General features: G+C 39.3%; 2 protein-coding genes. Both read left to right on the top strand.

Going from position 1 to position 2,854, the window contains the following annotated elements:
• Nucleotides 1-318 precede the first annotated feature (318 nt).
• Entirely contained in the window at nt 319-1,416 is a 1,098-nt protein-coding gene (gene proB, locus C200_RS08335; protein WP_016211951.1) for a glutamate 5-kinase, read from the top strand.
• 33 nt (nt 1,417-1,449) lie between these two features.
• Nucleotides 1,450-2,700 carry a glutamate-5-semialdehyde dehydrogenase gene (locus C200_RS08330; protein ID WP_016211949.1) on the top strand — a complete coding sequence of 417 codons (1,251 nt, stop codon included), beginning with the start codon at nt 1,450-1,452 and terminating at the stop codon, nt 2,698-2,700.
• Nucleotides 2,701-2,854 lie beyond the last annotated feature (154 nt).

Here is a 2,854-nt window from a genome sequence, read left to right as displayed (position 1 = left end):
TTAAAGGGTTGATTCTTCTTAAATTGTTTACGTCTACCCACAGCAATTCACTCTTAACTTCCGTTGATTGCTACACCCTACTCAAATCTAAATTTTTTGCAACAGTGCCGTATTTTTTACTGATATATTTAATTGAATTTGGGTCTTTTATTCTGGGACTTTTATTTTAATTTTAGTGTTAAAAGTCCAGCAGCCTAGTTTAGGCTCGCATGATAATGGACCAGTTTATCATTCTGTTAATGTATTAAAACAGTGGTTCTCTTGCCTTGCTGAACACCGTATGCTCTACTGTGATTCTAGTGTGAGGTGGGAGTGGGTATGCGTGAGAATATAGTAAGTGCAGCAAAACGGATTATTATTAAAGTTGGTACGTCTTTACTGGTAAAAGACAGTAAGCTACAGACTTATTTTATTACTCATTTAGCTCAGCAAATTGTGCAATTAAGAGCACGGGGTAAAGAGTGCATTGTTGTGACTTCAGGTGCCGTTGGTTTAGGTGCTGAATTGAATCATAAAGGCAAAACGCCGAATAGAACAGAACAACAAGCACTTGCTGCGATTGGTCAGAGTCGCTTGATGCAGGCGTATGACCATATCTTTGCTCAAAATGACTTGATGACCGCACAAGTGCTGATTACGCGTGATGATATTCAAAGCCGCCATAACTATGTCGCTATTGCGAATACATTAAAACAGCTGGTTAACTGGCATGTTGTGCCTATTATTAATGAGAACAATGCCATTTCCATTGAAGCGACAGCCATTGGTGATAATGACACGCTCGCCGCATTAATTGCTAGCCAAGCTCAGGCAGATTTATTGGTATTATTAACTTGTGTGGATGGCTTAATTGATTATAGAACGAACCAGGTCGTTGAGACAGTGACCAATATTGAACAGCAAGCGGCTGAGCTGGTGCGCCAGGAAAAAACAGAACTGGGTACCGGCGGGATGGCAACGAAACTACAAGCGGCACGTATCGTCAATGAGTCTGGCATTGCGATGTTAATTGCTAACGGTCAGCAACCTTATGTGATGACAGAGTTACTACAAGGAGCCAATATTGGGACATTGTTTTGTCCAAGTAAAAAAAATTTGTATGGGAAAAAATCATGGATTGCTTTTGGTGCGGATTGTCGGGGTGAGGTTCATATTGATCATGGTGCACAAGTGGCAGTATGTGAGCGGGGTAAAAGCTTATTGGCTTCTGGTGTTGTTCAGGTTGTTGATCATTTTTCAAGAGGGGATACCGTGGCTTTGTTTTGCGAAGGGCAGAGAATTGCGCGAGGTATCACGCATTATTCATCAACGGAGTTAGAACAGGTAAAAGGGTGTCAAGTAAGTTATATTGATGAGCTATTTACAGGAAAATTACCTGCCGAAGTAATTCACCGTGATAATTTAGCATTATTATAATTTTATTTTTAATAAAAAGAGATTTGGTTTCTTATGGAAGAAAATATTAAAAAGTTAGCTAAGCAGGCAAAGCAAGCAAGTTATGAGCTTGCCGTACTAAGTTCAGAAGTGAAAAATCAAGTATTGCAATCTTTACAGCAACTACTTATTAATAATCAAGAAGTACTGTTAGCTGAAAATCAAAAAGATTTAGCTTATGCGAAGGAAAATTGCAAAAACACGGCATTTATTGATCGATTAACCTTAAATCATGCTCGCATTATGGCAATGGTTGATGCGTTAGGGGTGATTATTGACTTACCTGAAGTTAACCAGAAAGTGATTGATAGACAAGTAATAAATAATGGTTTGATTTTGGAAAAAACATCTACACCACTTGGGGTGATTGCGATGATTTATGAATCACGCCCAAATGTGACGATAGATGCGGCAGCACTTTGTTTTAAGTCGGGTAATGCGGTGATTTTAAAAGGCGGTAAAGAAGCGATTCATAGTAATCGGGCTTTGCATCGTTTAATTATTCAAGCGCTAAAGCAGCATCAAGTGCCAGCAGGTTGTGTCCAATTTGTTGATTATACTGAGCGTGCAGCAACCCATGTGTTATTACAACAAGTGGATTACATTGATGTGGTTATTCCACGTGGTGGTAAAAATTTGATTAAAGCGATTACAGAGCAAAGTCAGTTGCCGGTGATTAAGCATTTAGATGGAATTTGCCATACTTATATTGATGCTACTGCGAATATAGCTATGGCAGAAAAGATTATCATAAATGCAAAATGCCAGCGCCCCGGCGTATGCAATGCCATGGAAACTTTGTTGATTCATCAAGAGATTGCTAAAAGTGCCTTACCTCGTTTTGCTAATCTGCTAAAAGCGCATGGGGTATTATTAAAAGGTTGTGAGCAAAGCTGTAAAATTATTAAAGAAATTATGCCGGCAGGTGATGCAGATTGGTCGGCTGAATATTTAGATTTAATTTTGTCGATAAAAGTTATAAAAAATATTGATCAGGCAATTGCTCATATTAATCAGTATGGCTCTGGGCATTCGGATAGTATTATTACTGAAGATAAGGCTTGTGCCGAGCAGTTTTTGCAGCAAGTTGACTCAGCGGCTGTGTATCATAACGCTTCTACGCGTTTTACTGATGGCGAGGTCTTTGGTAAGGGAGCAGAAATTGGTATTAGCACGGATAAACTTCATGCACGGGGCCCGGTTGGCTTAAATGAATTAACCAGTTATAAATATATTATTCGAGGAACAGGACAGATACGAGACTAGTTAACGGCTGAGTAGGGCAAGCTTGATGCCAAAGCTAATAAATAGGCTGCCACTCATACCTTTGAGCCAGGATAGGCACTGTTGCGAAAAATTATAGTGAACTTCAGAAAGGTTATTTTCTTGTGCTCTCTGCTTAGAATTAAGCAGCTAATCC

The sequence above is a fragment of the Piscirickettsia salmonis LF-89 = ATCC VR-1361 genome (assembly GCF_000297215.2).
Classification (GTDB): domain Bacteria; phylum Pseudomonadota; class Gammaproteobacteria; order Piscirickettsiales; family Piscirickettsiaceae; genus Piscirickettsia; species Piscirickettsia salmonis.
The sequence above is the reverse complement of the archived record's forward strand: the minus strand, read 5'-3'. Positions and strand labels throughout refer to the sequence as shown.

What these genes read in the sequence shown, in the direction of transcription:
- proB (WP_016211951.1), top strand. Translation starts at nt 319, where the DNA reads ATGCGTGAGAATATAGTAAGTGCAGCAAAACGGATTATTATTAAAGTT.
- C200_RS08330 (WP_016211949.1), top strand. Translation starts at nt 1,450, where the DNA reads ATGGAAGAAAATATTAAAAAGTTAGCTAAGCAGGCAAAGCAAGCAAGT.